The organism is Variovorax sp. FG153 (assembly GCF_057809595.1).
Genome location: NZ_JBMDKG010000008.1, coordinates 76942 through 102481, shown reverse-complemented (window position 1 = coordinate 102481; position 25540 = coordinate 76942). Strand labels below are relative to the sequence as shown.

At 68.2% G+C, this 25540-nt stretch carries 27 protein-coding genes; 5 read left to right on the top strand and 22 right to left on the bottom strand.

Going from position 1 to position 25540, the window contains the following annotated elements:
* Positions 1-20 precede the first annotated feature (20 nt).
* From fusA to ACODT0_RS12055, 8 genes are all read right to left on the bottom strand, one after another.
* On the bottom strand, positions 21-2120 hold the full coding sequence (fusA, locus tag ACODT0_RS12090) for an elongation factor G (protein ID WP_057597517.1): 2100 nt from the start codon (positions 2118-2120) through the stop codon (positions 21-23).
* A gap of 95 nt (positions 2121-2215) precedes the next feature.
* The gene (gene rpsG / locus ACODT0_RS12085) at positions 2216-2689 is read right to left on the bottom strand and encodes a 30S ribosomal protein S7 (protein WP_007829591.1); all 474 of its coding nucleotides are present in this window, start codon (positions 2687-2689) and stop codon (positions 2216-2218) included.
* Positions 2690-2844: 155 nt separating this feature from the next.
* Positions 2845-3222, bottom strand: coding sequence for a 30S ribosomal protein S12 (gene rpsL / locus ACODT0_RS12080; RefSeq protein WP_057597516.1), 378 nt, complete (start codon positions 3220-3222; stop codon positions 2845-2847).
* A 220-nt stretch (positions 3223-3442) separates the two neighbouring features.
* A complete protein-coding gene (locus tag ACODT0_RS12075) occupies positions 3443-4612 on the bottom strand; it encodes a D-alanyl-D-alanine carboxypeptidase family protein (RefSeq protein ID WP_057597515.1) in 1170 nt (389 codons plus the stop codon).
* A 45-nt stretch (positions 4613-4657) separates the two neighbouring features.
* Entirely contained in the window at positions 4658-5296 is a 639-nt protein-coding gene (locus tag ACODT0_RS12070) for an alpha/beta hydrolase (protein WP_413761704.1), read from the bottom strand.
* An 88-nt stretch (positions 5297-5384) separates the two neighbouring features.
* Positions 5385-5741, bottom strand: a complete 357-nt coding sequence (locus ACODT0_RS12065) for a (2Fe-2S) ferredoxin domain-containing protein (RefSeq protein WP_489041374.1) — start codon at positions 5739-5741, stop codon at positions 5385-5387.
* A 44-nt stretch (positions 5742-5785) separates the two neighbouring features.
* Entirely contained in the window at positions 5786-6904 is a 1119-nt protein-coding gene (locus tag ACODT0_RS12060) for a VanZ family protein (protein WP_057597512.1), read from the bottom strand.
* A 5-nt stretch (positions 6905-6909) separates the two neighbouring features.
* Entirely contained in the window at positions 6910-7338 is a 429-nt protein-coding gene (locus ACODT0_RS12055; protein WP_489041373.1) for a CopD family protein, read from the bottom strand.
* A 344-nt stretch (positions 7339-7682) separates the two neighbouring features.
* On the opposite strand from ACODT0_RS12055, the gene hemB reads away from it, so the two are divergent.
* Both hemB and ACODT0_RS12045 read left to right on the top strand, forming a co-directional pair.
* A complete protein-coding gene (hemB, locus tag ACODT0_RS12050) occupies positions 7683-8699 on the top strand; it encodes a porphobilinogen synthase (RefSeq protein ID WP_261215251.1) in 1017 nt (338 codons plus the stop codon).
* A 59-nt stretch (positions 8700-8758) separates the two neighbouring features.
* Entirely contained in the window at positions 8759-9913 is a 1155-nt protein-coding gene (locus tag ACODT0_RS12045; RefSeq protein ID WP_057597509.1) for a magnesium transporter CorA family protein, read from the top strand.
* Between the two features lie 100 nt (positions 9914-10013).
* Here the strand turns inward: ACODT0_RS12045 and ACODT0_RS12040 are convergent, their stop codons facing one another.
* Both ACODT0_RS12040 and ACODT0_RS12035 read right to left on the bottom strand, forming a co-directional pair.
* The gene (locus ACODT0_RS12040; protein ID WP_057597508.1) at positions 10014-10382 is read right to left on the bottom strand and encodes a DUF4148 domain-containing protein; all 369 of its coding nucleotides are present in this window, start codon (positions 10380-10382) and stop codon (positions 10014-10016) included.
* A gap of 204 nt (positions 10383-10586) precedes the next feature.
* Positions 10587-10961, bottom strand: a complete 375-nt coding sequence (locus tag ACODT0_RS12035) for an alpha/beta hydrolase (protein WP_261215248.1) — start codon at positions 10959-10961, stop codon at positions 10587-10589.
* 115 nt (positions 10962-11076) lie between these two features.
* On the opposite strand from ACODT0_RS12035, the gene ACODT0_RS12030 reads away from it, so the two are divergent.
* The gene (locus tag ACODT0_RS12030) at positions 11077-11979 is read left to right on the top strand and encodes a LysR family transcriptional regulator (RefSeq protein ID WP_057595108.1); all 903 of its coding nucleotides are present in this window, start codon (positions 11077-11079) and stop codon (positions 11977-11979) included.
* Positions 11980-12024: 45 nt separating this feature from the next.
* On the opposite strand, the gene ACODT0_RS12025 is transcribed toward ACODT0_RS12030, so the two are convergent.
* Together ACODT0_RS12025 and ACODT0_RS12020 are read right to left on the bottom strand one after the other, a co-directional pair.
* On the bottom strand, positions 12025-12708 hold the full coding sequence (locus tag ACODT0_RS12025; protein ID WP_057595109.1) for a dienelactone hydrolase family protein: 684 nt from the start codon (positions 12706-12708) through the stop codon (positions 12025-12027).
* 80 nt (positions 12709-12788) lie between these two features.
* Complete coding sequence (locus ACODT0_RS12020) at positions 12789-13400, bottom strand: 2-hydroxychromene-2-carboxylate isomerase (protein WP_413761707.1); 612 nt, start codon at positions 13398-13400, stop codon at positions 12789-12791.
* A 140-nt stretch (positions 13401-13540) separates the two neighbouring features.
* On the opposite strand from ACODT0_RS12020, the gene ACODT0_RS12015 reads away from it, so the two are divergent.
* Together ACODT0_RS12015 and ACODT0_RS12010 are read left to right on the top strand one after the other, a co-directional pair.
* Positions 13541-14290, top strand: a complete 750-nt coding sequence (locus ACODT0_RS12015; RefSeq protein ID WP_261215237.1) for an SDR family oxidoreductase — start codon at positions 13541-13543, stop codon at positions 14288-14290.
* On the top strand, positions 14290-14937 hold the full coding sequence (locus ACODT0_RS12010) for a MarC family protein (RefSeq protein ID WP_413761709.1): 648 nt from the start codon (positions 14290-14292) through the stop codon (positions 14935-14937). The genes ACODT0_RS12015 and ACODT0_RS12010 overlap by 1 nt, the downstream gene beginning before the upstream one ends.
* 21 nt (positions 14938-14958) lie before the next feature.
* Here the strand turns inward: ACODT0_RS12010 and ACODT0_RS12005 are convergent, their stop codons facing one another.
* The 10 genes from ACODT0_RS12005 to purT all read right to left on the bottom strand — a co-directional run bounded on the left by ACODT0_RS12005 (position 14959) and on the right by purT (position 25502).
* Positions 14959-15420: an EVE domain-containing protein gene (locus tag ACODT0_RS12005; protein ID WP_057595112.1), complete on the bottom strand. Its 462-nt coding sequence runs from the start codon at positions 15418-15420 to the stop codon at positions 14959-14961.
* A 64-nt stretch (positions 15421-15484) separates the two neighbouring features.
* Entirely contained in the window at positions 15485-16645 is a 1161-nt protein-coding gene (locus ACODT0_RS12000) for an ABC transporter substrate-binding protein (RefSeq protein WP_057595113.1), read from the bottom strand.
* A 61-nt stretch (positions 16646-16706) separates the two neighbouring features.
* A complete protein-coding gene (locus ACODT0_RS11995) occupies positions 16707-18590 on the bottom strand; it encodes an AMP-dependent synthetase/ligase (RefSeq protein WP_479671398.1) in 1884 nt (627 codons plus the stop codon).
* Positions 18591-18595: 5 nt separating this feature from the next.
* A complete protein-coding gene (locus ACODT0_RS11990; protein ID WP_093355294.1) occupies positions 18596-19369 on the bottom strand; it encodes an ABC transporter ATP-binding protein in 774 nt (257 codons plus the stop codon).
* Complete coding sequence (locus ACODT0_RS11985; RefSeq protein ID WP_203203899.1) at positions 19366-20187, bottom strand: ABC transporter ATP-binding protein; 822 nt, start codon at positions 20185-20187, stop codon at positions 19366-19368. The genes ACODT0_RS11990 and ACODT0_RS11985 overlap by 4 nt, the downstream gene beginning before the upstream one ends.
* Complete coding sequence (locus ACODT0_RS11980) at positions 20184-21260, bottom strand: branched-chain amino acid ABC transporter permease (protein WP_489041372.1); 1077 nt, start codon at positions 21258-21260, stop codon at positions 20184-20186. Before ACODT0_RS11980 ends, ACODT0_RS11985 begins: the two co-directional genes overlap by 4 nt.
* A 2-nt stretch (positions 21261-21262) precedes the next feature.
* Complete coding sequence (locus ACODT0_RS11975; protein WP_057595118.1) at positions 21263-22138, bottom strand: branched-chain amino acid ABC transporter permease; 876 nt, start codon at positions 22136-22138, stop codon at positions 21263-21265.
* Positions 22139-22157: 19 nt separating this feature from the next.
* On the bottom strand, positions 22158-23033 hold the full coding sequence (locus tag ACODT0_RS11970) for a helix-turn-helix domain-containing protein (protein ID WP_057595119.1): 876 nt from the start codon (positions 23031-23033) through the stop codon (positions 22158-22160).
* A 122-nt stretch (positions 23034-23155) separates the two neighbouring features.
* Complete coding sequence (locus tag ACODT0_RS11965) at positions 23156-24109, bottom strand: alpha/beta hydrolase (protein ID WP_422099707.1); 954 nt, start codon at positions 24107-24109, stop codon at positions 23156-23158.
* A gap of 190 nt (positions 24110-24299) precedes the next feature.
* The gene (gene purT, locus ACODT0_RS11960; protein WP_489041371.1) at positions 24300-25502 is read right to left on the bottom strand and encodes a formate-dependent phosphoribosylglycinamide formyltransferase; all 1203 of its coding nucleotides are present in this window, start codon (positions 25500-25502) and stop codon (positions 24300-24302) included.
* Positions 25503-25540: the final 38 nt, after the last annotated feature.

Here is a 25540-nt window from a genome sequence, read left to right as displayed (position 1 = left end):
GCCCTGCATTCCTGAAACGCTTACTTCGCGCGGGCAGCCACGATGGCTTCGGCGACGTTACGCGGAGCTTCGGCGTAGTGCTTGAACTCCATCGTGTACGTGGCGCGGCCTTGCGACATCGAGCGCAGCGTGGTCGAGTAGCCGAACATTTCCGACAGCGGCACTTCGGCCTTGATGGCCTTGCCGCCACCGACCATGTCGTCCATGCCCTGCACCATGCCGCGGCGGGACGACAGGTCGCCCATCACGTTGCCGGCGTAGTCTTCGGGCGTCTCGACTTCCACGGCCATCATCGGCTCGAGGATCACGGGGTTGGCCTTGCGGGCACCTTCCTTGAAACCGAAGATCGCGGCCATCTTGAACGCCATTTCGTTCGAGTCCACGTCGTGGTACGAGCCGAAGTGCAGCGTGACCTTGACGTCCACGACGGGGTAGCCCGCCAGCACGCCTTGCGTCAGCGCTTCCACCACGCCCTTTTCCACCGCGGGGATGTATTCGCGAGGAACCACACCGCCCTTGATGGCGTCGACGAACTCGAAGCCCTTGCCGGCTTCCTGGGGTTCGATCTTCAGCACGACGTGGCCGTACTGGCCCTTGCCGCCCGACTGGCGAACGAACTTGCCTTCGGCTTCCTCGACGGTCTTGCGGATCGTTTCGCGGTAGGCCACCTGCGGCTTGCCCACGTTGGCTTCCACGCCGAACTCGCGCTTCATGCGGTCCACGATGATTTCGAGGTGGAGCTCGCCCATGCCCGAAATGATGGTCTGGCCCGATTCCTCGTCGGTCTTGACGCGGAACGACGGGTCTTCCTGCGCGAGGCGCTGCAGGGCGATGCCCATCTTTTCCTGGTCGGCCTTGGTCTTCGGCTCGACGGCCTGCGAGATCACCGACTCCGGGAACACCATGCGCTCAAGGGTCACGACCGAATCGGGATCGCACAGCGTCTCGCCGGTGGTCACTTCCTTCAGGCCCACGCAGGCGGCGATGTCGCCGGCGCGGATTTCGCTGACTTCCTCGCGGTTGTTCGCGTGCATCTGCACGATACGGCCGATGCGTTCCTTCTTGCCGCGCACCGGGTTGTAGACGCTGTCGCCCTTCGAAAGCACGCCCGAATAGACGCGCACGAAGGTCAGCTGGCCCACGAACGGGTCGGTCATCAGCTTGAAGGCGAGCGCCGAGAACTTCTCTTCGTCGTCGGCCTGACGCACCACCGGTGCGTCGCTTTCGTCGGTGCCGGCAACCGGGGGAATGTCCGTCGGAGCGGGCATGTACTCGATCACGGCGTCGAGCATGGCCTGCACGCCCTTGTTCTTGAAGGCCGAGCCACACAGCATCGGCTGGATTTCGCCGGCGATGGTGCGCTGGCGCAGGGCCTTCTTGATTTCCTCTTCGGAGAGCTTCTCGCCTTCGAGGTACTTGTTCATGAGCTCTTCGCTCGCTTCGGCGGCTGCTTCGACCAGCTTCTCGTGGTACTCGTTGCAGACGTCGACCAGGTCGGCCGGGATTTCACCGTAGGTGAAGGTCACGCCCTTGTCCTCGTCCCAGATGATGGCCTTCATCTTCACGAGGTCGACGATGCCCTGGAACTTGTCTTCGGCGCCGATCGGGATCTGGATCACGACGGGGTTGGCCTTCAGGCGGTCGATCATCATCTGGCGCACGCGCAGGAAGTTCGCGCCGGTGCGGTCCATCTTGTTGACGAACGCGAGACGGGGAACCTTGTACTTGTTGGCCTGGCGCCAGACGGTTTCCGACTGGGGCTGCACGCCGCCGACGGCGTCATAGACCATCACGGCGCCGTCCAGCACGCGCATGGAACGCTCCACCTCGATGGTGAAGTCCACGTGGCCGGGGGTGTCGATGATGTTGATGCGGTGCTCGGGGAAATTCTGGGCCATGCCCTTCCAGAAGCAGGTCGTGGCAGCCGAGGTGATCGTGATGCCGCGCTCTTGTTCCTGCTCCATCCAGTCCATCGTGGCGGCACCGTCGTGCACTTCACCGATCTTGTGGTTCACACCGGTGTAGAACAGGATACGTTCCGTCGTCGTGGTCTTGCCAGCGTCGATGTGCGCGGAGATGCCGATGTTGCGGTAGCGCTCGATGGGGGTCTTGCGGGACATGATTTACTTTCGGGTTGAAATGCGTTGAGCGCTGGGCCCCGGGGCGGGCTATACGCCCGACACCCGACACCCAACGCCCAAGCGAAGTTTGGTTTTTAGAAGCGGAAGTGGCTGAACGCCCGGTTGGCTTCCGCCATGCGGTGCACTTCGTCGCGCTTCTTCATCGCGCCGCCACGGCCTTCCGTGGCTTCCATCAGTTCGTTGGCCAGACGCAGGGCCATCGACTTCTCGCCACGCTTGCGGGCGGCTTCCTTGATCCAGCGCATCGACAGGGCGAGGCGGCGGACGGGACGGACTTCGACCGGCACTTGATAGTTCGCACCGCCGACGCGGCGCGACTTCACTTCGACCATCGGCTTCACGTTGTTGATGGCAACGGTGAACGCCTCGAGGGGGTCCTTGTCCGGGTTCTTCTTCTCGATGAAGTCGAGCGCGCCATAGATGATGCGCTCGGCAACAGCCTTCTTGCCGCCTTCCATGATCACGTTCATGAACTTCGACAGCTCGACATTGCCGTACTTGGGATCCGGCAGGATTTCACGTTTGGGGACTTCGCGACGACGTGGCATTTTCTTAACCTCTTTGCTTCAGTTGGCACCGTCTCCGGCACCGCGAGAGTCGACTCGGACCCTCACTTACTCGACCCAACTTCGGGTCACTACGCTCGACATGCCCGCCAAGGCACTCGAACACCGATGAAACAACTACTGAAAGAAGAACCTGATCAGGCCTTCTTGGGACGCTTCGCGCCGTACTTGGAACGCGACTGCTTGCGGTCTTTCACGCCTTGCAGGTCGAGCGAACCGCGCACGATGTGGTAGCGCACACCGGGCAAGTCCTTGACACGACCGCCGCGAACCAGCACGACGCTGTGTTCCTGCAGGTTGTGGCCTTCGCCGCCGATGTAGGAGATGACTTCGAAGCCGTTGGTCAGGCGGACCTTGGCAACTTTACGAAGTGCCGAGTTCGGCTTCTTGGGAGTCGTGGTGTAGACCCGGGTGCAGACACCGCGACGTTGCGGCGAGTTCTGCATGGCAGGGCTCTTGGACTTGATCTTTTCGACCGTCCGGCCCTGACGCACCAGTTGATTGATGGTTGGCATGAATGAATTAGTCCCAAAACGAGAAATACCCCGGAACTGCCTTGCGGCGCCCTGATCGTGACTCAGGAACCGGGAGATGACGCAAACGTGAATCCCTTCGGAATTTTCCGAAAAGCCCACGAGTATAGCAGCGGGCTCGTGAAACGGCAAAGTCAGCCGGCTTTGGAGGCATTCCGCCCCCTGCCGCCGGCCTGAAACCGCCGGCTCCCTGCCCTGCCGGTTACTTGATCCAGAGTCGGACCGCATCCCAGGCGCGGCCCAGCATGCCGGCCTGCTCGACCGGCTCCAGCGCCACCAGCGGCACCTCGGCCACCGGCTGGTCGTCGAGCGTGACCTTGAGCGTGCCCACGGGCTGGTACTTGGTGAACGGCGCCACCAGCGGGTCGGGGCGCGCGATCTGGGTCTTGAGCTTGCTGGCGGTGCCCGCGGGCACGGCGACCACGATCGGCTCGGGGCGGCCGAGCTTGAGCACGTTCTGCTTGCCCTTCCAGACCGCCGGCGTGGCCGCGGGCTGGCCGCCGTCGAACAGGCGCACGGCGTCGTAGGCGGTGTAGCCCCAGTTCAGCAGCTTCTGCGATTCATTGGCGCGCACGGTCTCGCCCGAGGTGCCGAGCACGATCGACAGCAGGCGGCGGCCGCCGGTCAGGTTCGGGAAGTCGCGCTTGGCGGTGGCGATCATGCAGTAGCCGGCGGCTTCGGTATGGCCGGTCTTCAGTCCGTCGACGGTCGGATCGCGGAACAGCAGCAGGTTGCGGTTGGTGTCGTTGGTCGAGGGCGTGCCCGGGTAGCGGTACTTCTTGATCGCGTAGTACTTGGCTTCCTCGGGGAAGTCGCGCACCAGCCGGGTCGCCAGGATGCTGAGGTCGCGCGCGGTCGTGGTGTGGCCGGGCGCGGTCAGGCCCTCGGGGTTCTTGTAGGTGGTGTTCTTCATGCCCAGCACCTTGGCCTGGGCGTTCATCATCTCGACGAAATGCTCGACCGTGCCGCCCACGCCCTCGGCCAGCGCCACGGTGGCGTCGTTGCCCGACTGCACGATCAGGCCCTTGATCAGGTCTTCCACCGGCACCTGCATCTTCGGGTCGATGAACATGCGCGAGCCCGGCATCTTCCAGGCGCGCGGGCTGACCGGCATCGTCTGCGTCAGGGTGATCTTCTTGGCGCGCAGCGCGTCGAACACGATATAGGCCGACATCAGCTTGGTCAGCGATGCGGGCTCGACCGGGCTGTCGATGTCCTTCTGCGCGAGGATCTGGTTGGCCGTCACGTCGAGCAGCAGGTAGCTGCGCGCGGCGATCTCGGGGGGTGCGGGCACCTGGGCGGCGGCGATCAGGCAGACGGAAGCGGCGGCGGCGAGCAACAGCGCGCGGGCACCGTGGAGGAAGCGATTCATGGGAGCGATGGGAAAGAAACGAAGACGTGCCTGCAAGCCAGGCTTTCAGGCGGCCGGGTTGTCCGCGCGCAGATGGCGCGAGACCAGGCTCTTGAGCAGCGGCAATTGTCCGTGAAAGAAATGGCCGCCCCCGGGGACGACTGTGACAGGAAGTGACTGCGGCCGCGCCCAGTCCATGACGGCCGACAGCGCCACCGTGTCGTCGGCCTCGCCGTGGACCACCAGCGTGCGCTCGTGGGCCTCGGGCGGCAGCACGGCCACGGTGTTGCGCGCGGCGGCGGTGCCGACCAGCACGATCTGCCGCACGTCGCGCGCTGCCCAGAGCTTCTCGACCGCGCCGCTCGCGACGAAAGCGCCGAACGAGAAGCCGGCGATCGCCAGCGGGCCCTCGGGCGCGAGCTGGCCGACGACGTTCAGCATGTCCTCGAGCTCGCCGCGGCCCTCGTCGTGCACGCCCTGGCTGGCGCCGACGCCGCGGAAGTTGAAGCGCACCGCGGTCCAGCCGCAGGCGATGAAGGCGCGCGCGAGGGTCTGCACCACCTTGTTGTCCATGGTGCCGCCGAACAGCGGATGGGGATGGGCGATGACGGCGATGCCGCGCGCGGCCTCGGCCGGCTGGTCGCGCTGCACCTCGATGGCACCGGCGGCGCCCTGGAGGCTGATCTTTTCGGTCTGGGAATTCATGAGGCTCAGAGTGGAACGGGCCGGCAGGCCGACAGTGAGAGGGGTGCCTGCGGCGAGCACGGTACGAGCGCAGGCCCGGGCGAAAAGTTCAGCGCCCGACGTCGGGCGGCAGCAGCAGGCGCTCGACGATCTCGCCCTTCTTCAGGTGCGAGTCGACGATCTCGTCGATGTCGTCGGCATCGACGAAGGTGTACCAGACCGCCTCGGGATAGACCACGGCGACCGGGCCGCCGGCGCAGCGGTCGAGGCAGCCGGCCTTGTTGACGCGCACCTTGCCGGGCCCCGAGAGCCCCTCCTCCCTGACCCTGGACTTGCAGCGGTCGAAGCCCTGCTGGGCGTTGTGCATGGCGCAGGAATCCTCGCCGTTCTTGCGTTCGTTGAGGCAGAAGAAGATGTGGCGGCCGTAGTAGCCCGAAGGCGCGGCGTGGCTGGCGGGGGTGGACATCGGCGGATTCTAGGACCGCCGCCCGCGCGCCCGGACCTTCCCCCTCAGGCGGCCGGCGCCCGGCTGCGCCGCGACAGCAGGAAGATCACGTAGGCCAGCACCCCGAACGGCCAGAACCAGCCCAGCCACTGGGCCAGCCCGTGGAAGCGGATGAAGCGCCCCTGCTCCCAGGTCGCCAGCGTCTGCGCGAAATAGGCGCTCTCGGGCGCCTGGTTCAGCAGGCTCAGCTGCAGCACCAGCGCCACCAGCAGCAGCGCGCCGCACAGGCGCCGCGGCGCGAACAGCAGCGCCACCCCGGCGAACAGCGCCGCCGCGATGCCGACCTGCGCCGGCAACCCGAGCCAGGCCCAGGCATGGTCGGGGCCGTAGCTCAGCGCGGCCGACAGCCCGGAGGCCGCCACGCCCGTCAGCAGGATCAGCGGCAGCAGCACCGCGCGCTGCACCACCGTGCGCGCCGCCAGATAGCCGAGCAGGCAGGGCACCAGCGCGCCCAGCATCACGCACAACAGCTCGACCGCCGGCACCAGCGGCTCGAGCTCGAACTGGCGCACCGGCAGCCAGTCGATGAACGGGGTGTCGAGCAGCCATTCGGAGATCGCCGCCTCGAGCCGTTCGAACACCTGGCCCAGGCCGAAGGTCACGGCGGCCGGGAACAGCAGCGCGAACGGCCACAGCGCGAGCAGTACCAGTGCGCCGCGGGCGTCGTCGCCGAACCATTGCGCCCGGACCCGCCCCCAGTGCGCGACCGCGCCGAAGCGCTCGAGCGCCACCGCCAGCACGGCGCCCAGCAGCGCGCCGGCGCTGTTCAGGCCCAGGTCGACGTTCGAGGGAATGCGCACCGGCAGGTAGCTCTGCAGTGTTTCCATCGCGAAGGACACCGCCACGCCCGCCAGCGTGGCGCGCAGCACGGCGCGGCCGTTGCTCGCCGTGCTGCGGGTGCGCAGCACCGACAGCGCGCAGAGAAATCCGAAGGGCACGTATCCCGCGACGTTGATCGCGAAGTCGAAGCCGGTCCAGTACTTGGGCCAGGGCGCCCACAGGTAGGCCCAGGGCGCGATGCCCTGGTCGCGCCAGTCGGCGAAGGGATAGAGGCTCGCGTAGACGATCAGCGCCGCATAGGCCAGCGCAAGGGGCAGCGCTGCGGACTTGTGCTGCGTCGCCACCGCCGTCAGAAGGGCTTGACCACGACCAGGATCACGATCGCCAGCAGCAGCAGCACCGGCAGCTCGTTGAACCAGCGGTACCAGCCATGGTTGCGCCGGTTCTCGCCGGCCAGGAAGCGACGCAGCAGCACCGCGCAGCCGTGGTGGTAGCCGATCGCCACCAGCACCAGCGCCAGCTTGGCGTGCATCCAGCCGTTGCCCGGGCCGCGCCCGATGCCGTAGCCCAGCCACAGCCAGAGGCCGAAGCCCAGCGCCGGCACGGCCAGGAAGGTGGTGAAGCGCAGCAGCTTGCGCGCCATCAGCAGCAGGCGCTCGCGCTCGGCGAGCGACTCGGGCGGCACCATCGCGAGGTTGACGAAGATCCGGGGCAGGTAGAACAGGCCGGCGAACCAGCTGGCGATGAAGACGATGTGGAAGGACTTGACCCAGAGCATGGCGGCCAGTTTAGTGGCCGCTCCCCGCCCCCAGGCACCCGGTTTCGGCGGCCCCCACGAAAGCGGCGGACAAAAAAAAGCCCGACGTCTTCACGTCGGGCTGGGAAGCCCTTTTGCTGTCACACATCAAGGCACCCGCTCAGGGAGGAAAAGCGGGGGACGGCAAGCCGTCCGGGGCAGAATTTAACAAAGACGAAACAAGGTTTCAAGCGACTGCTGCGCTTTAATTAACATTCTCGGGTAAAAATTTATTACTTTGGTACTACTAATTTCCGTAGTTGTCGGACAACTGGTCCCATCCGCGACAACAGGTCAGGAACTTTAGTTCGGGCACAATTTTCCGCATGAGCTCCACCCTTTCCTCCTTCGCCGCCTTCCCCGCCGGGCGCCCGCGCCGCCTTCGCCGCGACGCCTTCACGCGCAACCTGGTGCGGGAAAACGCCCTCACCACGCACGACCTGATCTACCCGGTGTTCGTGCAGGAAGGCAGCGGCCGGCGTGACGCGGTGGCCTCGATGCCGGGCGTGGAACGCCTGAGCCTCGACCTGCTGCTGCCCGTGGCCGAGCAGTGCGTGACGGCCGGCATCCCGGTGATGGCGCTGTTCCCGGTGATCGACGCGAGCCTCAAGACCCCGGCCGGCGACGAGGCCTTCAACCCCGACGGCCTGATCCCGCGCGTGGTGGCGGCGCTCAAGGCGCGCTTTCCCGAACTGGGCGTGATGACCGACGTCGCGCTCGACCCCTACACCAGCCACGGCCAGGACGGCCTGCTCGACGACAGCGGCTACATCCTCAACGACCCCACGGTCGAAGTGCTGGTGAAGCAGGCGCTCACACAGTCGCAGGCCGGCGTCGACATCGTGGCGCCCAGCGACATGATGGACGGGCGCATCGGCGCGATCCGCCAGGCGCTCGAAGCGCGCGGCGACGTGCACACGCGGATCATGGCCTACAGCGCCAAGTACGCGAGCGCTTTCTACGGCCCGTTCCGCGACGCGGTCGGCTCGGCCGCCAACCTCGGCAAGAGCAACAAGAAGGTCTACCAGATGGACCCGGGCAACAGCGACGAAGCGCTGCGCGAGGTGGGAATCGACATCGCCGAGGGCGCCGACATGGTGATGGTGAAGCCCGGCATGCCCTACCTGGACATCGTGCGCCGCGTGAAGGACGAGTTCCGCGTGCCGACCTTCGCCTACCAGGTGAGCGGCGAGTACGCGATGCTCAAGGCCGCGGCCCAGAACGGCTGGCTCGACCACGACGCCGTGGTGCTCGAGAGCCTGCTGGCCTTCAAGCGCGCGGGCGCCGACGGCATCCTCACCTACTTCGCGCTCGACGCTGCCCGCCTGCTACAAACTAAGTAGCACAATGGGGCCGCCCGGCCTTCGGTTCGGGCCATCTTGAGCAAGCACGGGGGCGCGCGATGCGAATCTTCGAAATCAACAGCTCGCAGGTCAGCGAGCATGCCGCGCTGGCGCCGCTGGCCCTGCCCGGCTCCTGCAGCGCCGCCAGCTATCTCTGGATCTCGCTCACGCGCGACGAATTCCGCGCCTCGCTGCCCGAGGTGCAGCAGATCCTGCAGACGCTGTGCCAGACCCAGCTGGTCGACCTGCACGTGGCCGACCTGCTGAACGACCAGTTGCCCTCGCACAGCGACTACACCTCGCAGTACGACGTGCTGGTGTTCCGCCGGCTCGCGAGCGGCAACGGCCAGCCGGCGCCGCCCGCTTCGACCGCGCCACCCGCCGCCGCCCCGGCCCCGCGCCCGCGCGGCGGCCCGCCCGTGCTGCGCCGCATCGACACCCGCCCGGTCGGCTTCGCCGTGTTCGACCGCGTGCTGCTGTCGGTGCATCCCGAGGACGGCGCGGTGCGCGACGTCTTCGCCGCGCGCCTGCTGGCGGCCGCCGCGCCCGGCGACCGCGGCACGCCGGCGCTCGACGTGCGCGCGGTCACGAACCGCGTGCCCACCAGCCCGGCCGACCTGATGCTGCGCGTCATCAACCAGATCGTCGACGGCTACCTCGACCTGCGGCGCGAGCTCACGAAGCAGCTCGACCACTGGCAGGCCGAGCTCATCGACCCGCGCAGCCGCTTCACCAACTGGGGCGCGCTGATGGAATCGCGCCAGTCGCTGCACCACCTCGACGAGATCTGCGAGGACCAGCGCGCCGCCATGCAGGACTGGCTCGACAACCTCGAGACCCTGCCGCCGCCCAAGGACGCGGCCGAGGGGCGCGAGCGCGAGCTGGTGATGATCCGCAGCCGCGACGTGCTCGAGCACATCGAGCGCGTGGTGCACCACGTGCGCCGGCTCGAGCAGAACGCCGAGACCGCGGTGCAGATGCATTTCAGCGTGCAGGGCCACCGGGCCAACGACATCATGCGGGTGCTGACGGTGCTCACCGCCGTGTTCCTGCCGCTGAACCTGATCGCCGGCATCTTCGGCATGAACTTCGAGTTCATCCCGCTGGTGCACAAGGCCGACGGCTTCTGGATCGCCATGGGCTCGATGCTCGCGATCGCGGTGCTGCTGGTGCTGATCTTCTGGCGCAAGCGCTACCTCGCGCGCACGCGCTGACCGAACGCGCATGAAAAAAAGCCACGCGGAGCGATCTCCGCGTGGCTTTTTCTCGTCCGGATGCGAACGGCCCGAAGGCCGCCCGGTGCCGTGCGACAGCTTACTTGGCGGTGGCGCCGGTGCCTTGCTGGGCCTGGACGCGTGCGTCGAGCGGGTGTTGCATGGTCGAGATGACCTTGCTGTTCACGCGCGAACCCGAGGTCACGTTCTGGTCGGGAGCGGCGGCGGTGCGGATCGCTTCGGCTTCGACCAGGGCGCGGTCCTTCGACACGGCGACCGTTTCCGGGCCGCGCGAGCCGCGGGTCACGTTCTGGTTCGGAGCGGCGGCGGCGCGCACGGCTTCGGTGTTGACTTCGTCGCGGCTCTTGGTCGAGACGGCCTGGGTCACGCCTTCATAGGTTTCGGCTTGGGCGCCAGCGGCGGCAACGAGGGCCAGAGCGGCGGCGGCGATGATGTGCGAGGTCTTCATTTCGTTTGTCCTTGATACGGTACGTCGGAGGGTTTAGCCACCAGGCGCGCGAATCGGCTCGCCTGTGCGGCGAGTTTCAAGGCGAAATCGTTCGGGAAAACACCCGGTTCAGAGACACGGTGTTTCCGGTATTGAAACAATGTCAGGTCGACCGTTCAGTCATTAACCTGGGCGCGCAGCGGGCCATTCCGCCCCGCCGCATGCTCAGCGCCCGGTACGCGGCGTGCCCGGCACGGCCTTGATCTGCGGCGGGATCTCGCTGTTGACAAAGGCGCGGCGGTCGAGGTTCAGGCTCGGGTCGTGCGAGGCCGCCACCGCCTCGGCGCGTACCGCCGCGCGGTCGCGCCCGCCGGTGCGCGGCGCGGCGAGCGGCCGCTCGGCCTCCACGTCGCCATACGCATTGCCGGCGCGCGCCGCCGCGGCGGCTTCGGCGGCCAGCGCGGCGCGGTCCGCGCCGGGGCCGATCGGCCGGATCGGATCAAAGGCCTGGGCGAGCGCCCCGCCGGCCGGCAGCCACAGGGCCGCCAGTGCCAGCATCGCCGGCGCGAGGGCCGCATGGAATCGAAAAGTACGTGTCATCGAATGCATCCTTGCCTGCGTGCGAGTCGCGGCGCGCCACGAAAGTGCCGCGCGGCCATGCTAAGAAAAACCCTTGAGAATCGCGCCATCGCCCAGCGCTACCGGCACGACATCCATGGACAGCCTCGACCTGATCAGAACCTTTCGCGAAGTCGCGGCGCATGGCAGCTTCTCGCAGGCGGCCAAGCGGCTCGACATGTCCAAGGCCACGGTCAGCAAGTATGTCGCCGAACTCGAGACCCGCTTCGGCGTGCGCCTGCTCAACCGCTCCACGCGCTCGGTGAGCCTCACCGACGCCGGCCAGCTGCTGCTGGAGCGCAGCACGCCGGTGCTCGAGATGGTCGAGCTCACGCAGGCCGAGCTGCAGGAGCGCGCGAGCCAGCCCGGCGGCCGGCTGCGCATCTCGGCGCCGCACGGCATGGGCAACGGCGAGTTCCCCAACCTGCTGGCCGACTTCATGCGCCACTACCCCGACGTGCGCATCAGCCTGCAGCTGACCAACCGGACGGTCGACCTCGCCGAGGAAGGCATCGACGTCGACATCCGCAGCGGCCCGGTGGAGGACGCCAACCTGATCATGCGCAAGCTGCGGCTCATGAACATGGTGGTGTGCGCCTCGCCGGTCTACTGGAAGAAGCACGGCAAGCCCGAGCATCCGCGCGACCTGGCGGACCACGAGGCGCTCACCCACTCGCTGCTCGGCGCCCAGCCGGTCTGGCGCTTCGACGACGGCGGCGAGCCGCTCGACGTGCACGTCAGGAGCCGCATGGACTGCACCGAGGGCGCGCCGCTGATCCGCATCGCGATGCGCGGCTTCGGCGTGATCTACCTGCCCTCGATCCTGGTGCAGTCGCACATCGACCAGGGCGAGCTGGTGCCGGTGCTGCAGGACTATGCGCGCAAGGACATGTGGCTGTCGGCCGTCTACCTGCAGCGGCGCCACAACAGCGCCGCGCTGCGCGCGCTGCTCGACTTCCTCGAGACCCGCGTGGGCGACAAGCCCGGCCTCAAGAAATGAAAAAGCCCGGCGGCGCCGGGCTCCCATGCGACGAAGCGAGCGTGCTCAGCCGATGTGCTGCGCGAAGAAGGCCAGCACGCGCTCGCGCGCCAGCTTGGCCGCGTCGGCGTCGTACGAGCCGCGCTGGTCGCAGTTGAAGCCGTGGCCCACCGGGTACACGTGCACCTCGACCTCGGGATGGGCCTTCTTGAAGCTCTCGATGGTGTCGAGCGGGATCCAGTGGTCCTGGTTGCCGAAGTGGGCCTGCACCGGCACCTTGGGCTGACGCGCGGTTTCCTCGGGCGAGGTCATGCCGCCACCGTAGTAGGGCGCGGCGGCCGAGAGGCCGGGCACCAGCGCGGCGGCGCGCCAGGTCAGCAGGCCGCCCCAGCAGTAGCCGACGATGCCGACCTTGCCGGCCTTGGCCGCGTAGGCCACGGCGGCCTCGATGTCCTGCAGCACGCCGGGCGCGGGCAGCGCCTCCACGGCCGTCTTCAGGCCGAAGCCCGTCTTCATGTCGTCCTCGCTGTAGCCGAGCTCGACGCCGGGCTTCACGCGGTGGAAGGTCGCGGGCGCGACGGCCAGGTAGCCCGCGGCCGCGTAGCCGTCGGCCACCGAGCGGATGTGCGAGTTGACGCCGAAGATCTCCTGCACCACGACGACGGCGCCGCGCGGCGTGCCGGCGGGTTCGGCCACGTAGGCGGGGAAGACGAAGCCGTCCTTGGCGGTGAGATCGATGAATTGACCCATGAGTTGTTGCTCCTTTGATGGCAATGGGAAGGATGGAGAGGATGCGTGTCCGGTGCGTGTCCGGTGCGTGTCGGCGGCGTTCAGCCCGCCGGCCCCGCGCGCAGCGCGCGTTCGACGAAATCGAGCCGGTCCTGGCCCCAGAAGATCTCGCCGTCGATCACGTAGCTCGGCGCGCCGAAGACCTGGATGTCGATGGCCTCCTGCGTGTAGGCCTCGTACCGTTCCTGCACCGCCTGGCTCTGCGCCTGCTCGGCGCGCTTGGCCGGCAGGCCGCATTCGGCCACCAGCGCCTCGAGCACCTTGGGGTCGCCGATGTTGCGCTCCTGCGCCCACACCGCGCCGAACACCGCCGCGCACATGCGCATCGCGGCCTCGCAGCCGTCGTTGAGATCGACCGCGATGATCAGCCGCGCCGCGTCGTCGCCCGCGACCGGAAAGAACTTCGGCTTCGGATGCAGCGGAATCCCCAGGTGCTTCGAGAAGCGCGCCAGCTCGACCAGCCGGTAGGCCTGCCGCTGCGGTGCGCGCTTGCCCAGCGGCAGCCCGCCCGAGACCGGAAAGATGCTGCCCATGTCCACCGGTCGCACGCGCACCGTGGCGCCGGCCGCGGCCGCGATCGCGGCGAAGCGGGCATGGCCCAGGTAGGTCCAGGGGCTTTGGGGGGGGAAGTAGTAGTCGATGGTCTTGCTCATGAATTTCACCTCCGCGCACGAAGCGCCGCCGGAACATCCCGGTACTGCGGGTAAGGCCCGCGACTTGCGAGCCACCCTCGGTGATGTAATCCGGACCGACGGTTTTAACTGACGCGCAGCTTTTGTGCAGGAGATCGGAATTGAACCAGCAGGTGCTCTTGGTCACGGGGGGCGGACGCGGCATCGGCGCCGCCACCGCCTTGCTGGCGGCGCGGCGCGGCCATGCCGTGGCGGTCAACTACGCGAGCAACTCGCTCGCGGCCGACGAAGTCGTGCGCGCGATCCGCGCCGCGGGCGGCAAGGCGATCGCGGTGCAGGCCGATGTCGGCGACGAAGCGCAGGTGATGGCCATGTTCGAGCAGGTCGACGCCAGGCTCGGCCGGCTCACCGCGCTGGTCAACAGCGCCGGCGTGGTCGACGTGCGCGCGCGCGTCGACGAGATGAGCGCGGCGCGGCTGGAACGCATGTTCCGCATCAACGTGATCGGCAGCTTCGTCTGCGCGCGCGAGGCGGTGCGCCGCATGAGCACGCGCCACGGCGGCACGGGCGGCGTCATCGTCAACCTCTCGAGCGCCGCCTCGCGGCTGGGTTCGCCCGAGCAGTACGTGGACTACGCCGCGAGCAAGGGCGCGATCGACACCTTCACGCTCGGCCTGGCCAAGGAAGTGGCTGACGAAGGCATCCGCGTCAACGCGGTGCGCCCGGGCCTGATCGACACCGAGATCCATGCCTCGGGTGGCATGCCCGACCGGGCCTTCGACCTCGCCGCCTCGGTGCCGATGAAGCGCCCCGGCAGCGCGGAAGAGGTGGCGAACGCGATCGTGTGGCTGCTGTCCGACGAGGCCAGCTACACCACCATGGCCCTGCTCGACGTCTCGGGAGGACGCTGATGAGCACCTCGATGGACCTGATCAAGCCGCTGGTCACGCTGGTGGCGATCGTCAACCCGCTGGCCATCGTGCCCTTCTTCATCCACTACACGCAGGGCTACTCCGACGCGCAGCGCCGCCGCACGGTGCGCATGTCGGCCTTCAGCGCCTTCGTGGTGATCGCGGTCAGCGCGCTGATCGGCCTGCAGCTCCTGTCCTTCTTCGGCATCTCGATCGCGAGCTTCCAGGTCGGCGGCGGCCTGCTGCTGCTGATGAGCTCGCTGTCGATGCTCAACGCGCAGCCGGCCGAGAGCAAGACCAACGTCGAGGAGCTGCGCGCCACCGAGGTCAAGGCCTCGATGGGCGCCTCGATCGCGGTGGTGCCGCTGACCATCCCGCTGCTCACCGGCCCGGCCACCATCTCCACCGTGGTGATCTACGCCGACAAGGCCAGGCACCTGTGGGAGCTCGCGGTGCTCGTGGGCTACGGCGTGGTGGTGGCGCTGGCCACGGCCATCGCCTTCTCGCTCGCCCAGCCGATAGCGCGCGTGCTCGGCAAGACCGGCATCAACATCATGACCCGGCTCATGGGCCTGATCCTCGCGGCGCTGGCGGTCGAGGTGATGACCGACGGCCTGGGCAAGCTGTTCCCGATCCTCGCCAAGTAGCGCGACCGGATGCGGGCCGGCTCAGCCCAGCATCTTCTCGATGATCTTCCAGTGCGCCGGCTCCACGGGCGTGATCGACAGCCGGTTGCCCTTGCGCAGGATCGTGAGCTCGGCCAGTTCGGGCTTCGCGCGCAGCTCGGGCAGCGCCAGCAGGCGCGTCTTGCGCAGCGCCTGCACGTCCACCAGCAGCCAGCGCGGATCGTCCTGCTTCGAGGCCGCGTCGTAGTAGGGCGACTTCGGGTCGAACTGCGTGGGATCGGGCTTGATGCCCGAGGCCACGCGCGCGAGGCCGGCGATGCCGGGCTCGGGACAGCTCGAGTGATAGAACAGCACGCCGTCGCCGACCTTCATGCCGTCGCGCATGAAGTTGCGGGCCTGGTAGTTGCGCACGCCGGTCCACGCCACGGTGGCGTCGGGCGCGGCCAGCGCATCGTCGATCGAGACCTCGTCGGGCTCGGATTTCATCAGCCAGTACTGGGGCATGGCGTTCTCGCGAGGATGGGATGCCGCGCAATATAGCCGCCCGCCCCGCCGCCGGGGCCCGGCCTCAGGGTGCCACGTAGTCCGACACCACCACCCACTTGCCGTCCTTGATCTGCGACAGCCGCGACTGGTCGTTGCCCAGGCGCTTGGTGGCGGTGTAGGTGCTCTTCGGGCTGCCGAACATGTCGGGCTCGAAGGTGATGCTGTCCATGGCCTTGATGAAGCTGTCGGTCGTGAGGTTCGGGCCGGCCTTCTGCGCCGCCTTGATGAACGAGTCGACGATCACGTAGCCGTAGACCGAGAACACGGTCGGGTCCTCGTTGAACTTGGTCTTGTACTTGTTGGCCCAGAAGCGCAGCGGCTGCGACTGCTCGTCGGTGTAGGGGTTCTGCACCGTCATGGTCGCGTAGATGCCGTCCATGGCCTTGCCGCCGAGCTTGTGGATCAGGTCGGTGTAGGCCGCGCTCGAGCCCAGGAAGGTCGGGTTGAAGCCGGTCTTGCGCGCCTCGCCCACCGTGCCTATGGTCTCGCGGATGATGGTGCCGAGCACCACCAGGTCGCAGTTGGCGGCCTTCATCTTCGCAACCTGCGAACTGAAGTCGGTGGCGCCGCGCTTGAACGAGGTCTTCTCGGCCAGCTCCATGTTCACGGTCTTGAGGCCGGCCTCGGCGCCGCGCTGCACCTCGAGGCCGAACTCGTCGTCCTGGTAGATGGTGCAGACCTTCTTCGCGCCCTTGTCCTTCACCATCTTCGGCAGCGCCAGGCGGATCTGGTCGTAGTAGGTGGCGGCGAACGAGTACTTGAGGCGGTTGAGCGGCTCGTACATCTCGCGCGCCGCGGTGATCGGCATGTAGTTGACGACGTTCTTGTCGAACTGCACCGGCATCGCCGCCATGTTCTGCGCCGTGCCGATGTGGCCGGCCATGATGAAGATCTTCTCCTGGTTCACCAGCTTCTGCGCCGCCAGCACGGCCTTCTTCGGGTCGTAGCCCGAGTCCTCGACGTAGAGCTTGAGCTTGCGGCCGTTGACGTCGCCCTGCTCGTTGAGCTCGTCCACGCGCAGCTGCATGCCGTTGCGCGCCTGCTTGCCGAAGCCGGCGAGCGGCCCCGAGAGGTCCTGGATCGTGCCGATGCGGATCTCGTCCTTGGTCACGCCCTGCTGCGCGGACGCGAGCGTCGCGGCCAGGCCCAGCACGGCCAGCATCGTCGGTGTCTTGAGCTTCATGCGCTTGTCTCCTCGGGTTGGCGAAAAAATCGGGTGGCGATCGGGACGTTCTTCGATGCGCTCATCGGTACATGGCCTCGATGCGCGGCGCGTACTTGGTCTGCACCAGCTTGCGCTTGAGCTTCATGGTCGGCGTCAGCTCCTCGTCCTCGGCGCTCAGCTGCGTCTCGAGCAGGAAGAACTTCTTGATCTGCTCCACGCGCGCGAACTTCGCATTGACGCGGTCGATCTCGCCCTGGATCAGGTCGAGCACCTCCTGCGTGCGCGTGAGGCTTTCGTAGTTGCTGAACGGCACGTCGTTGTCCTGCGCGAATTTCTCGACGTTCTCCTGGTCGATCATCACGATCACCGTCAGGTAGGGCCTCTTGTCGCCGATCACCACCGCGTCGGTGACGTAGGGGCTGAACTTGAGTTCGTTCTCGAGTTCGCTCGGCGTGATGTTCTTGCCACCTGCCGTGATGATGATGTCCTTCATGCGGTCGGTGATGCGGAAATACCCTTCCGCGTCGACCGTGCCGACGTCGCCGGTGTGCAGCCAGCCCTCGGCGTCGATGGTCTCGGCGGTCTTCTCGGGCAGGTTCAGGTAGCCCATGAAGACGTTCGGGCCGCGCACCAGGATCTCGCCGGTCTGCGGATCGAGGCGCACCTCGTTGTAGCCGGCCGCCGGGCCGATCGAGCCCGGCATGATGCGCGTGACCGGCACGCCGGTGGAGGCGCCGCACGACTCCGTCATGCCCCAGACCTCGAGCATCGGCACGCCGAGCGCGAGGTACCAGCGCACCAGCTCGGGCGAGATCGGCGCGGCCCCGGTCACGAGGAAGCGCGCGCGGTGGATGCCGATCAGCTTGCGCACGTTGTCGAGCGCGAGCCAGCGCGCCAGGCGGAACTTCAGGCGCAGCCCCGCGCCCACCGGCCGGCCCTCGAGCACCCGCTGCGCGATCTGCTGGCCCACGCCGATGCTCCAGCCGTAGGCCGCCTGCTGCAGCCGGCTGGCCTCCTTGAGCGCGATCATCACGCCCGAATAGAACTTCTCCCACACGCGCGGCACGGCCGTGAACACCGTGGGTGCGATCTCGCGCACGTTCTCGGGCACGGTCTCGGGGTTCTCGACGAAGTTGAGGATCGATCCGGTGTACATCGCGAAGTACTCGCCGCCCATGCGCTCGGCGATGTGGCACAGCGGCAGGAAGCACATGCGCTCGTCGCTCTCGTCCTGTGCCAGCAGCGTGTTGTAGCCGCGCATGGTGTAGACCAGCCCGCCGTGGCTGTGCATCGCGCCCTTGGGCTTGCCGGTGGTGCCCGAGGTGTAGACCAGGATCGCGAGGTCCTCGGCGCGGCAGGCGGCCACGCGCTGCTCGAGCGCCCGCGGATGCGCGGCCAGGTGCGCGCGGCCCAGGGCACGCAGGGCCTCCAGGCTCAGCACGTCGGGATCGTCGAGCTCGCGCAGGCCCTCCATGTCGAACACCACCACCTTGCGCAGCAGCGGCAGCGCGGCGCGCACCTCGAGCGCCTTGTCGAGCTGCTCGTCGTCCTCGACGAACAGCACCGTGGTGCGCGAGTCCTCGCACAGGTACTGCACCTGCGAGGCCGCGTCGGTCGGGTAGATGCCGTTGGAGACGCCGCCGCAGCTGAGCACCGCCACGTCGGCCAGCACCCATTCGATGACGGTGTTCGACAGCACCGAGGCACACTCGCCGGCCGCGAAGCCCAGCGCCATCAGGCCGCCCGCGATCTCGCGCACCGCCTCGGCGGTCTGGCCCCAGGTCCAGCTGCGCCAGATGCCGAACTCCTTCTGCCGCATCCAGACCTTGTCGCGGCGCAACTCGACCGCTTTCCAGAACACGGCCGGGATGGTGTCGCCCGGCACCACCACCTCGGTGCGGGGCTGCAGGTGCGCGAGGTCCCAGAGGCCGGCCGGCGCGCGCAGTGTGAAGGTGCTGCTCATCGGTGCTACCTCCAGGTCTTCTTTTTCTTCCAGCGCCGCTCGCCGCGCACGCCCTCGTCCTTCACGCCGAGGTAGAACTCCTTGATGTCCTCCTTCTCGCGCAGCCGCTCGCAGCTGTCCTCCATCACGATGCGGCCGTTCTCGAGCACGTAGCCGTGGTCGGCCGCGTTGAGCGCCATGTTGGCGTTCTGCTCCACCAGCAGGATGGTGGTGCCGCGCTCGCGGTTGATGCGCACCACGATCTCGAAGATCTCCTTGGTGAGCTTGGGGCTCAGGCCCAGGCTGGGCTCGTCGAGCAGGATCAGCTGCGGCGCCGCCATGATCGCGCGCGAGATCGCGAGCATCTGCTGCTGCCCGCCCGAGAGCAGGCCGGCGTCCTGCGTGGCGCGCTCGCGCAGGATCGGGAAGTAGCCGAACACGGTCTCGATGTCGCGCGCCACGCCGTCGCGGTCCTGGCGCGTGTAGGCGCCCATCAGCAGGTTGTCGCGCACCGACAGCAGCGGGAACACCTCGCGGCCTTCGGGCACGTGGCTCAGGCCCTGCTGCACGATGTGGGCCGGGTCCCTGGCCGTGATGTCGCGGCCCTGGAACTCGATGCTGCCCTTGCGCGGATCGATGATTCCCGAGATGGTCTTGAGGATGGTGGTCTTGCCGGCGCCGTTGGAACCCAGCACGGTCGCGATCTCGCCCTGGCGCACCTGGAGGCTCACGCCGCGGATGGCCTTGATCGGGCCGTAGGCGCTCTCGACGTTGAGCAACTGAAGAACCACGTCGCTCATGCTCGAACCCTCCGCAGGCTGCTCACGTCGTCGACCGTGCCGAGGTAAGCCTCCACCACGCGCGCATCGGCCTGCACCTCGCGCGGCGAGCCCGTGGCCAGCACCTCGCCCTGGTTCATCGCGAGCACGCGGTCCGACACCTTCGACACCAGCGACATGTCGTGCTCCACCATCAGCACCGACACGCCGAGCTCGTGCTGGATGTCCTGGATCCAGAACGCCATGTCGGCCGTCTCCTCGACGTTGAGGCCCGACGAGGGTTCGTCGAGCAGCAGCAGCTTGGGTTCGGTGCACAGCGCGCGCGCCAGCTCCACCACCTTGCGCACGCCGTAGGGCAGGCCCGCCACCATCGCGTCGCGGTGGTGCTGCAGGTCGAGCAGTTCGATCACCTGCTCGACCTTCTCGCGCGCCTCGATCTCGGCGCGCCGCGTGGCCGGCGTGAAGAACAGCTCGCGCCAGAAGCCGCTGCGCCGGTGCGTGTGGCGGCCGATCAGCAGGTTGTGCAGCACCGTCGCATGCTCGAACAGCTCGATGTTCTGGAAGGTGCGCGCGATGCCGAGCGCCGCGATCGCGTGCGGCGCCTGGCTGGTCAGCGCCACCGCGCCGCCGGCCTCGCCATGCCAGGTGATCTGGCCCGAAGTCGGCGTGTAGATGCGGCTGATCAGGTTGAACACCGTGGTCTTGCCCGCGCCGTTGGGCCCGATCAGCGTGAACACCTCGCCGCGCCGCACGTCGAAGCTGACCTTGTTGACCGCGAGCACGCCGCCGAAGCGCACGCTCAGGTCCCGGGCCGAGAGAAGGATGTCGCCGCCGCTCATCTCAGGCGATCCGACTTGGTGAAGGACTTCTGCCGCTTGAACAGGCCCTTGCGGTAGAACGGAAACAGCTGCAGGTAGGTGCGCACCTTGAGCCAGCGCCCGTACAGGCCCAGCGGCTCGAACAGCACGAACACGATCAGCACCACCCCGTAGACGAAGCCCTGCAGGCCCGGCGCCTGGCCGATCACCGCGGGCAGCCAGTCCTTGCCCATCGAGATCAGCTGCGGCATCGCGATCAGGAAGATCGCGCCGAGGAAGGCGCCGTGCACCGAGCCGAGCCCGCCGATCACCACCATCAGCAGCAGGTCGATCGACTGCAGGATGTTGAACTGGTCGGGCGAGATGAAGCTCAGCTTGTGCGCATAGAGCGCGCCGCCGAGCCCCGCGAGCGCGGCCGAGATCGCGAACGACATCGTCTTGTAGCGCGCGAGATGGATGCCCATGCTCTGCGCCGAGATCTCCGAGTCGCGGATCGCCACGAAGGCGCGGCCGGTCGGCGAACGCAGCAGGTTCAGGATGCCCAGCGTGCTGAGCACCGCCACCAGCAGGCACAGGAAGTAGAAGCCGTCGCCCGAGCCCAGCGACCAGCCGAAGAGTTGCGGCGACTTCACGTGCAGGCCCGCGTTGCCGCCGGTCACGCTCTCCCAGCGCGCGAACACCTCCTCGACGATGAAGCCGAACGAGAGCGTCGCGATGCCCAGGTAGATGCCCTTCACGCGCAGCGCCGGCAGCGCCACCACCACGCCCACGCCGGCCGACAGCGCCGCGGCCGCGACCAGCGCGAGCGGGAACGGCACGCCGAGGTTGGTCAGCACGCCCTGCGTGTAGGCACCGGTGCCGAGGAAGGCCGCGTGGCCGATCGAGAACTGGCCCGTGAAGCCCGCGAGCAGCATCAGGCCCAGGCCGACGATGCCGTAGATCAGCACGAAGGTCAGCTGCGCGAGCCAGTACTCGTCGATGACCCAGGGCGCGGCCAGCAGGAAGATGCACAAGAGGCCATACCAGAAGACCTGGCCGCCATGCTTGGCGAGCCGGATGTCCTGGTCGTAGGAAGTCTTGAAGATGTAGCGCATGTTCAGACTTTCTTGCGCAGCTTCTCGCCGAACAGACCGTTCGGTTTGATCATCAGCATCAAGAGCACCACGATGTACGGCGCCGTGTCCTTGAAGCCGTCGGGCAGGTAGAAGCCCGCGAACGACTCGACGATGCCGATCACCAGCCCGCCGACGATCGCGCCGGGCAGGCTGCCGAAGCCGCCGACCACCGCCGCCGGAAAGGCCTTGAGGCCGATGAAGCCCATGTTGGCGTGCACGAAGGTGATCGGCGCGAGCAGCATGCCGGCGATGGCCGCGACCGCGGCCGCCAGCCCCCACACCAGCCCGTTGAGCCGCTTGACCGGAATGCCCATGTAGTAGGCCGCGAGCTGGTTCTGCGACGAGGCCTGCATCGCGATGCCGAGCTTGCTGTAGCGGAACATCGCGAACAGCAGGCCGCAGAGGATCGCGGTGGCGACGATGATCACGAGCTGCTCGAGGTTCACCACCAGCTCGCCGAGCTTCCAGATCCGGTCCTTGTAGGGCACGGCCAGCGCATGGGTCTCGGTGCCGATGCCCGGCACCATGGTGACCAGGCCGCGCGCCACGTAGGCGATGCCGATGGTGAGCATCACGATCGAGAACTGCGGCTGGCCGAGGATCGGGCGGATCACCACCAGCTCGAGCAGCACGCCGAAGGCCGCCATCGCGGCGATGGCGAGCACGGCCGCGAGCCAGAACGGCATGCCGAACAGCGACATGCCCGCGAACGCGGCGAAGGCGCCAAGCATCATCAGGTCGCCCTGCGCGAAGCTCACCGTCTCGGTGGCCTTGTAGATCAGCACGAAGCCGAGCGCGATCAGGCCGTAGATGCAGCCTTGCGCGATGCCCGACAGCAGGAGCTGGAGGATCTGCACGACGGGAACCTCCTTGGCCTTACTGGCGCAGGTGACGGAACGGGGACGTGAAGGGGCGGTAGGCCGCGCCGGCGGCGTCGTGCAGCGCGAGGCGCCGCGAGCCGGCCAGGATGTCGCTGGGCTTCAGGCCATAGACCTGGCGGATCGAATGGCTGAAATGGGTGGAGTCGGGATAGCCGGCCTCGAGCGCGATGTCGGTCAGGGTGGCGGTCTGGCGCACGTAGCGCAGCAGGCTGCGCGCGCGCTTCCAGGCGCGGAAGGCGCGGAAGGCCATGCCGGTCTCCTGCTTGAACAGGTGCAGGAAGCGCGAGAACGAGAGGTGCACCGAGGCCGCGCATTCCTCGGCCGAGGTGGCGGCCGCGGGATCGGCGTTGATCGTGTCGATGACCTTGCGGATGCGCGCATCGAGCGCGCGCGGCGCGAGCGGCGCGCCGAAGAACTGGCGGTCGAAGTCGAGGCCGTCGAAGCGCTGGCCGCGCGCCGAGGCGGCCAGCAGCTGGGCATGGCTCTCGCGCACGCGCTGGACGAAGGCCGGTGCCTGCACCGGGCCGCAGTGCTGCAGCCAGTCGGGCATGCGCGCGGGATCGACCGACTCCGATTCGATCAGCAGGTTGAGGATCAGCGGATGCGCGCTCTCGATCTCGATCGGCACCTGCGGCGGCACCACCAGCAGTTCGCCGCTCTGCCAGGCGCCGCCGCCCACGCGCAGGCGGTTGGGCGGTGCACCCGCGGGAGAGATATAGACGCCATGGCCGCCCATGGTGCGCACGGCGGCACGGCCCAGCAGGCCGGCGTAGAACACGCGCTGCGTGGTGAGCCACATCAGGCGTTCGCCCTGGCCGCGACCCTCGCGGGCACCGCCTTGCGTCGACGGCGCCATCCTCGTTCCCTGCATGGTGTCTGTCTCCTGCATTCGGGGGCCTGGGCCAGGGCACGGGCCCTGGGTCGGCGTCGTTGTGGGGCTGATCGTAGCGGGGCACGCGCGCGGCGCGGCACCGATTTGCGCGGGGACTTTCCCTAGGCCTGCGGCCGTGGCGCCGCGAACGCGCGACGCAACTCGGTGGCGCAAAGCGCGACCGCGGTGTTGGCCTCGTCGAGCACCTTGCCCATGGTCACGAAGCCATGGATCTGGCGCTCGAAGCAGACGTAGTTCGCGCTGTTGCCGGCCGCGGTCAGCGCCTCGGCATAGGCCAGGCCCTCGTCGCGCAGCGGGTCGTAGCCGGCCGTGAGCACCAGCGCCGGCGGCAGCCGCGACAGATCGCCGTGCAGCAGCGGCGAGGCACGCCAGTCGAGGTCGTGCTTCGCATCGGTGATGTAGTGGTCGTGGAAGTAGGTCATCGTGTCGCGCGTCAGCAGGTAGCCCTGGCCGTTGGTCTGGTGCGACGGATGGCCGCGCCGCATGTCGGTGGCCGGGTAGATCAGCAGCTGGAAGACGAGCGGCAGGTCGGCGCTGTCGCGCGCGGCGATCGCCACCACCGCCGCGAGATTGCCGCCGGCGCTGTCGCCGCCCACCGCCATGCGGCTCGCGTCCACGCCCAGCGCCGCGGCCTCGCGCCGCACCCAGCGCGTGGCGGCCAGCACGTCGTCGACCGCGGCCGGGAAGCGGTGCTCGGGGCCCATGCGGTAGTCGACCGCCACCACCGCGCAGCCGGCGCCGTTGGCCAGTTCGCGGCACAGCACGTCGTGCGTGTCGAGGTCGCCGATGACCCAGCCGCCGCCGTGGTAATACACCAGCACCGGCAGCGGGCCGGCGCCCGAGGCCAGCGGCCGGTAGATGCGCACGGGAATAGGGCCGTGCGGCCCGTCGGCCGCGAGGTCGCGCACCTCGGCCACTTCGGCCGGCAGCGGCTGGGTGGCGGCGCGGCGCTCGCGGTAGAAGGCGCGCGCGTCGGCGGGCGACAGCGTGTGGGTCGGCGGGATGCCGCGCGCCTCGATGAAGTCGAGCAGCGCGCGGGCCTGGGGATGCAGCATGGTGTCTCCGGTGGATCGATCGATCGACCCAGTGTGGAGCGCGGCGCGCGCGGACGGTATCCGCATGCACCCGCATCCCTCCCCAGGGCCGGCGTCTTTCGTCAGCCCCGGCACCATGCCTGCGCCTGCGCGGCGCGGCTTGCGAAAACTGGCTACCGCTGTCGCGCGCGCAACCGGGCGGCCGCAGCGTTCAGGCCTGGCGCGGCTTCACGCGCGAAGCCGCTTCCTTGGCGTTGGCGCGCGCGGTCTCCACGTCGGCGGCATGCGCCAGCGCCACGCCCATGCGGCGCTTGACGAAGCTCTCGGGCTTGCCGAACAGGCGCAGGTCCACGCCCGGCACCTGCAGCGCCTCGGCCACGCCGTCGAAGGCGATGCCCTGGGCATCGACGCCGCCGTAGATCACCGCGCTGGCGCCCGGGCTCTTGAGCGTGGTGTCCACCGGCAGGCCGAGGATCGCGCGCGCATGCAGCTCGAACTCGTTCTGCCACTGCGTGGCCATGGTGACCATGCCGGTGTCGTGCGGGCGCGGGCTGACCTCGCTGAACCAGACCTGCTCGCCCTTGACGAACAGCTCGACGCCGAACAGGCCCTGGCCGCCGAGGTCGGCCGTGACCGCCTCGGCGATCTGCTGCGCCTTCCGCAGCGCGGCGGGCGCCATCGGGTGCGGCTGCCAGCTCTCGACGTAGTCGCCGCTGACCTGCACGTGGCCGATGGGCTCGCAGAACCGGGTGCTCACGGCGCCGCCGGCGTCCTTGGCGCGCACGGTCAAGAGCGTGATCTCGTAGTCGAAGTCGATGAAGCCCTCGACGATCACGCGGCCATGGCTCACGCGGCCGCCGGCCATGGCGTAGTCCCAGGCCTTCTGCACATCGGCCGGGCCGTCGATCTTGCTCTGGCCCTTGCCCGAGCTGCTCATCACGGGCTTCACGATGCAGGGGTAGCCGATGCCCGCGTCGATCGCGGCCTGCAGCTCGGCGAGCGAGTCGCAGAACTTGTAGGGGCTGGTGGGCACGCCCAGGGTCTCGGCGGCCAGGCGGCGGATGCCTTCGCGGTCCATCGTGAGGCGGGCGGCGCGGGCCGTGGGGATCACGCGCACCGTGCCCGCGTCCTCGAGCTGCTGCAGCATCGGCGTGGCGATGGCCTCGATCTCGGGCACCACGAGCTGCGGCTTCTCGGCCTCGATCAGCGCCTGCAGCTGCGCGGGGTCGCTCATGACGATGGTGCGCGCATGGTGGGCCACCTGCTGGCCGGGTGCGTTCTCGTAGCGGTCGACGGCGATGGTCTCGACGCCCAGGCGCTGCAGGGCGATCAGCACCTCCTTGCCGAGTTCGCCGGAGCCGAGGAGCATCACGCGGGTTGCCGAGGGGGAGAGGGGGGTGCCGAGGGTGGTCATGGCGGCTTCTGTCGGTTCGGGAGGGAAGAAAAAGAGGG

What these genes read in the sequence shown, in the direction of transcription:
- fusA (WP_057597517.1), bottom strand. Translation starts at nt 2,120, where the DNA reads ATGTCCCGCAAGACCCCCATCGAGCGCTACCGCAACATCGGCATCTCC.
- rpsG (WP_007829591.1), bottom strand. Translation starts at nt 2,689, where the DNA reads ATGCCACGTCGTCGCGAAGTCCCCAAACGTGAAATCCTGCCGGATCCC.
- rpsL (WP_057597516.1), bottom strand. Translation starts at nt 3,222, where the DNA reads ATGCCAACCATCAATCAACTGGTGCGTCAGGGCCGGACGGTCGAAAAG.
- ACODT0_RS12075 (WP_057597515.1), bottom strand. Translation starts at nt 4,612, where the DNA reads ATGAATCGCTTCCTCCACGGTGCCCGCGCGCTGTTGCTCGCCGCCGCC.
- ACODT0_RS12070 (WP_413761704.1), bottom strand. Translation starts at nt 5,296, where the DNA reads ATGAATTCCCAGACCGAAAAGATCAGCCTCCAGGGCGCCGCCGGTGCC.
- ACODT0_RS12065 (WP_489041374.1), bottom strand. Translation starts at nt 5,741, where the DNA reads ATGTCCACCCCCGCCAGCCACGCCGCGCCTTCGGGCTACTACGGCCGC.
- ACODT0_RS12055 (WP_489041373.1), bottom strand. Translation starts at nt 7,338, where the DNA reads ATGCTCTGGGTCAAGTCCTTCCACATCGTCTTCATCGCCAGCTGGTTC.
- hemB (WP_261215251.1), top strand. Translation starts at nt 7,683, where the DNA reads ATGAGCTCCACCCTTTCCTCCTTCGCCGCCTTCCCCGCCGGGCGCCCG.
- ACODT0_RS12045 (WP_057597509.1), top strand. Translation starts at nt 8,759, where the DNA reads ATGCGAATCTTCGAAATCAACAGCTCGCAGGTCAGCGAGCATGCCGCG.
- ACODT0_RS12040 (WP_057597508.1), bottom strand. Translation starts at nt 10,382, where the DNA reads ATGAAGACCTCGCACATCATCGCCGCCGCCGCTCTGGCCCTCGTTGCC.
- ACODT0_RS12035 (WP_261215248.1), bottom strand. Translation starts at nt 10,961, where the DNA reads ATGACACGTACTTTTCGATTCCATGCGGCCCTCGCGCCGGCGATGCTG.
- ACODT0_RS12030 (WP_057595108.1), top strand. Translation starts at nt 11,077, where the DNA reads ATGGACAGCCTCGACCTGATCAGAACCTTTCGCGAAGTCGCGGCGCAT.
- ACODT0_RS12025 (WP_057595109.1), bottom strand. Translation starts at nt 12,708, where the DNA reads ATGGGTCAATTCATCGATCTCACCGCCAAGGACGGCTTCGTCTTCCCC.
- ACODT0_RS12020 (WP_413761707.1), bottom strand. Translation starts at nt 13,400, where the DNA reads ATGAGCAAGACCATCGACTACTACTTCCCCCCCCAAAGCCCCTGGACC.
- ACODT0_RS12010 (WP_413761709.1), top strand. Translation starts at nt 14,290, where the DNA reads ATGAGCACCTCGATGGACCTGATCAAGCCGCTGGTCACGCTGGTGGCG.
- ACODT0_RS12005 (WP_057595112.1), bottom strand. Translation starts at nt 15,420, where the DNA reads ATGCCCCAGTACTGGCTGATGAAATCCGAGCCCGACGAGGTCTCGATC.
- ACODT0_RS12000 (WP_057595113.1), bottom strand. Translation starts at nt 16,645, where the DNA reads ATGAAGCTCAAGACACCGACGATGCTGGCCGTGCTGGGCCTGGCCGCG.
- ACODT0_RS11995 (WP_479671398.1), bottom strand. Translation starts at nt 18,590, where the DNA reads ATGAGCAGCACCTTCACACTGCGCGCGCCGGCCGGCCTCTGGGACCTC.
- ACODT0_RS11990 (WP_093355294.1), bottom strand. Translation starts at nt 19,369, where the DNA reads ATGAGCGACGTGGTTCTTCAGTTGCTCAACGTCGAGAGCGCCTACGGC.
- ACODT0_RS11985 (WP_203203899.1), bottom strand. Translation starts at nt 20,187, where the DNA reads ATGAGCGGCGGCGACATCCTTCTCTCGGCCCGGGACCTGAGCGTGCGC.
- ACODT0_RS11980 (WP_489041372.1), bottom strand. Translation starts at nt 21,260, where the DNA reads ATGCGCTACATCTTCAAGACTTCCTACGACCAGGACATCCGGCTCGCC.
- ACODT0_RS11970 (WP_057595119.1), bottom strand. Translation starts at nt 23,033, where the DNA reads ATGCAGGGAACGAGGATGGCGCCGTCGACGCAAGGCGGTGCCCGCGAG.
- ACODT0_RS11965 (WP_422099707.1), bottom strand. Translation starts at nt 24,109, where the DNA reads ATGCTGCATCCCCAGGCCCGCGCGCTGCTCGACTTCATCGAGGCGCGC.
- purT (WP_489041371.1), bottom strand. Translation starts at nt 25,502, where the DNA reads ATGACCACCCTCGGCACCCCCCTCTCCCCCTCGGCAACCCGCGTGATG.